Annotated in this window: 2 protein-coding genes; both read right to left on the bottom strand. The window is 67.1% G+C overall.

Going from position 1 to position 4,438, the window contains the following annotated elements; all coding sequences use genetic code 11:
- Positions 1–156: 156 nt before the first annotated feature.
- Positions 157–3,072, bottom strand: coding sequence for a formate dehydrogenase subunit alpha (gene fdhF, locus BIS11_RS11690; RefSeq protein WP_253422457.1), 2,916 nt, complete (start codon positions 3,070–3,072; stop codon positions 157–159).
- A partial coding sequence (locus BIS11_RS11685) for an NADH-ubiquinone oxidoreductase-F iron-sulfur binding region domain-containing protein (RefSeq protein ID WP_253586084.1) occupies positions 3,069–4,438 on the bottom strand: 1,370 nt, incomplete at its 5' end. The genes BIS11_RS11685 and fdhF, both read right to left, overlap by 4 nt.

Below are 4,438 nucleotides of genomic sequence, written 5' to 3'. Positions count from 1 at the left end.
CCATCATCACCGCATGGGAGATGCCGTTGTAGATCAGCGCCACCGGCACTTCCTCGGCCAGGGCGTCCTCGCCGACGTTGCCCTGCCACTCGCCCGCCCGGCGGCGCACCTCGACCAGCAGGTGCGCCAGGGCGGTTTCCTCGCTTTCGTATACGCTCACGGCGTCTCCTGCCGGGCGCTTTCGAGGTGGCTTTTCTGGGTCTGGTCGAAGGCGCTGAAGCGCTGCTGCCAGGCCGAGGGCTGGCTGACTTTTTCTACCTGCACGGCGGTCACCTTGTATTCCGGGCAGTTGGTGGCCCAGTCCGAGTTGTCGGTCGTGATCACGTTGGCACCGCTGCCCGGATGGTGGAAGGTGGTATAGACCACGCCGGGCTGCATGCGCTCGCTAAGCCTAGCACGCAATACCGTCTGACCCGAGCGGCTGGTGATGCCGAGCCAGTCGCCGTCCGCCACGCCGCGCACCTCGGCATCGGAGGGGTGCAGCTCCAGCACGTCCTCGTCGTGCCAGTGCTGGTTGTGGGTGCGCCGCGTCTGGGCGCCGACGTTGTACTGGCTCAAGATCCGCCCGGTGGTGAGCAGCAGCGGGAAGCGGCGGTTGGTGCGCTCTTCGGTGGCCACGTACTCGGTGATCGCAAAGCGGCCCAGCCCGATCGGGAAGTCGATCGCGTGCATGGTCGGCATGCCGCGCGGGTTCGCCTCGTTGCAGGGCCACTGCAGGCTTCCGTACTGCTCGAGCTTTTCGTAGCTCACGCCTGCAAAGCTCGGTGCAAGGGCGGCGATCTCGTCCATGATCTCGGACGGGTGGGCGTAGTTCATCGGGTAGCCCAAGGCGTTGGCGAGATCCTGCGTGACTTCCCAGTCCTGCTTGCCGGCCACCGGCGGGGTCACCTTGCGCACGCGGTTGATGCGCCGCTCGGCGTTGGTGAAGGTGCCATCCTTCTCCAGAAAGCTCGAGCCCGGCAGCAGCACGTGGGCGAACTTGGCGGTTTCGTTGAGGAAAATATCCTGCACGATCAGACAGTCCAGCGCGCGCAGCGCGGCCTCGACGTGCTGGGTATTGGGGTCGGACTGGGCGATGTCCTCGCCCTGCACGTACATCGCCTTGAAGGTGCCCTCGATCGCCGCGTCGAACATGTTGGGAATGCGCAGCCCCGGCTCGTGGTCGAGCGCCACGCCCCACCTGGCTTCGAAGCGCCCGCGGGCGATGGGGTCCGCCACGTGCTGGTAGCCCGGAAGCTCGTGGGGGAAGGAGCCCATGTCACACGAGCCCTGCACGTTGTTCTGACCGCGCAAGGGGTTCACGCCCACGCCTTCGCGGCCGATGTTGCCGGTGGCCATGGCGAGGTTGGCGATGCCCATCACCATGGTCGAGCCCTGGCTGTGCTCGGTGACGCCGAGACCGTAGTAGATCGCGCCGTTGCCGGCAGTGGCGTAGGTGCGTGCGGCGCGGCGTACCGCCTCCGACGGTACGCCGGTGATCATCTCCGACGCCTCGGGGCTGTGGCGCGGCTCGCTGATGAACGCGCGCCAGCGCTGGTAGGCATCCGTGTCGCAGCGCTTGGCGACGAAGTCGGTGTCCTCGAGCCCTTCGGTGATCACCACGTGGGCCAGGGCGTTGACCAGCGCGACGTTGGTGCCCGGGCGCAGCGGCAGGTGCTGGGCCTCTTTCAAGTGCGGCGTTTTCAAGAGATCGATGCGGCGCGGGTCGGCGACGATCAGCTTCGCTCCCTGGCGCAGGCGCTTGCGCATCATCGAGCCGAACACCGGGTGGGCGTCGGTGGGGTTGGCGCCGATGACGATGATGGCATCGGATTGCATCACCGAATCAAACGTCTGGGTGCCGGCGGACTCGCCTATCGTGGTCTTCAAGCCGTAGCCGGTGGGCGAGTGGCAGACCCGGGCGCAGGTGTCGGTGTTGTTGTTGCCGAAGGCCGCGCGAATCAGCTTCTGCACCAGATAGGTTTCCTCGTTGGTGCAGCGCGAGGAGGTGATGCCGCCGATGCTTTCGCGGCCGTGCTCTGCCTGGATCGCCTTCAGGCGCCGGGCGGCGAAGCCGATCGCCTCTTCCCAGCTCGCTTCCCGCCAAGGCTGGTCGATCGCGTCGCGAATCATCGGCGTGGTCAGGCGATCCGGATGGGAGGCGTAGCCGAAGGCGAAACGCCCCTTCACGCAGGAGTGGCCGTGGTTGGCATCGCCCCCTTTGTAAGGAACCATGCGCACCAGCTTGTCGCCCTTCATCTGGGCCTCGAAGGAGCAGCCCACGCCGCAGTAGGCACAGGTGGTCACCACGCTTCGATCCGGCACGCCGTGGTCGATCACGCTGTTGTCCATCAGCGTGGCGGTCGGGCAGGCCTGCACGCAGGCGCCACACGAAACGCAGTCCGAGTCCATGAACGCCTCGTCCTGACCGGCCGCCACTTTGGAATCGAAGCCGCGCCCGTCGATGGTCAGCGCGAAGGTGCCCTGCACCTCCTCGCAGGCGCGCACGCAGCGCGAGCAGACGATGCACTTGCTCGGATCGAAGGTGAAGTAGGGGTTGGAGGTGTCCTTTGGCTTGGCGAGGTGGTTTTCGCCGTCGAAGCCGTAGCGCACTTCGCGAAGCCCGACGCTGCCCGCCATGTCCTGCAGCTCGCAGTCGCCGTTGGCCGGGCAGGTCAAGCAATCCAGCGGGTGATCGGAGATGTAGAGCTCCATCACGCCCCGGCGAAGCTTCGCCAGGCGCTCGTTCTGGGTGGTCACCTTCATGCCTTCCACCACCGGCGTGGTGCACGAGGCAGGCAACCCCCGGCGGCCTTCGATCTCGACGGCGCACAGCCGGCAGGAGCCGAACGCCTCGAGGCTGTCGGTGGCGCAGAGTTTCGGGATGCTGATGTCGGCAAGGGCGGCGGCGCGCAGCACCGAGGTGCCTTCCGGCACGCTCAAGCGTACGCCATCGATCTCGACGCTGACCGAGGCCGCGCCCGGGCGGGCGGCGGGGGTGCCATAGTCCTTGCTGAAATCGTCCTTGGAAAAGTCGTCCTTCGCGAAATCGACGCTGTTGGCCTGACGCCGTGGATCAAAATGTTCGATCATGAGTGTTCTCCGCTGGCCGGACGCTGGAAGTCCTCGGAAAAGTGCTTGAGCGCGCTCTGTACCGGGAAGGGGGTCATGCCGCCCATGGCGCAAAGCGAACCGTCCACCATCGTCTCGCAAAGATCACCCAGCAGCGCGAGGTTGGCCTCGCGGTTCTCGCCGTTGCGGATGCGGTCGATCACCTCGACGCCGCGGGTCGAGCCGATCCGGCACGGCGTGCACTTGCCGCACGACTCCGCCTTGCAGAACTCCATCGAAAAGCGCGCCTGCTCGGCCATGTCGACACGGTCGTCGAACATCACCACGCCGCCGTGGCCAACGCCCGCGCCTACCTCGGCGAAGGTTTCGTAATCGAGCGGCAGGTCCCACTGGCTTTCCGGCAGGTAGGCGCACAAAGGCCCGCCCACCTGCACCGCGCGAAGTGGACGCCCGCTCAGGGTGCCGCCGCCGAACTCCTCCATCAGCGTGCGAAGCGTCGTGCCGAAGGCGAGCTCCACGAGCCCGCCGCGCTTGACGTTGCCCGCCAGCTGGAGCGCCAGCGTGCCCTTGGAGCGGCCCATGCCGTACTGCGCGTAGGCCTGGCCGCCTTCGGCCAGGATGAACGGCACTGCGGCGAGCGACAGCACGTTGTTGACCACGGTGGGCCGGCCGAAAAGCCCCTCGATGGCGGGCAGCGGCGGCTTGAAGCGCACCAGCCCCCGCTTGCCCTCCAAGCTTTCCAGCAGCGACGTCTCTTCGCCGCAGATGTAGGCGCCGGCGCCCAGGCGCACTTCCAGGTGGAAGGCGCGGCTGCTGTCGCGGATATCGTCGCCCAGGTAGCCCTCGGCCTCGGCGCGCAGGATCGCCTCGTCCAATATTTCCTTCGCCAGCGGGTACTCCGAGCGCAGGTAGATGTAGCCTTGGGTCGCGCCCACGGCGAGCCCGGCGATGGTCATGCCCTCGATCAGCATGTACGGGTCGCACTCCATGGCGAGCCGGTCGGCGAAGGTGCCGGAGTCGCCCTCGTCGGCGTTGCAGACGATGTACTTCTGCTCCGCCGGCGCGTCCAGCACGGTCTGCCACTTGATGCCGGTGGGAAACGCCGCGCCGCCGCGCCCGCGAAGCCCGGAGGCCTTCACTTCGTCGACGATGGCCTGGGCCGATAATGTAAGCGCCGCCTCGAGCCCGACAAAGCCGCGGTGGGCGCGGTAGTCGTCGAGCGAGAGCGGGTCGGTGACGCCGATGCGCGCGAAGGTGAGGCGCTGCTGGCGGGCGAGGTAATCGATTTCATCCACCGGGCCGAGCGCCAGCGGGTGACTGATGCAGCCTTCCAGCAGGCCGCTGTCGAGCAGGCCGGGCACATCCGAAGGCGTGACCGGACCATAGG

This window comes from Halomonas sp. 707D4, assembly GCF_024158685.1.
Taxonomy (GTDB): Bacteria; Pseudomonadota; Gammaproteobacteria; order Pseudomonadales; family Halomonadaceae; genus Vreelandella.
The sequence above is the reverse complement of the archived record's forward strand: the minus strand, read 5'-3'. Positions and strand labels throughout refer to the sequence as shown.

What these genes read in the sequence shown, in the direction of transcription:
- fdhF (WP_253422457.1), bottom strand. Translation starts at nt 3,072, where the DNA reads ATGATCGAACATTTTGATCCACGGCGTCAGGCCAACAGCGTCGATTTC.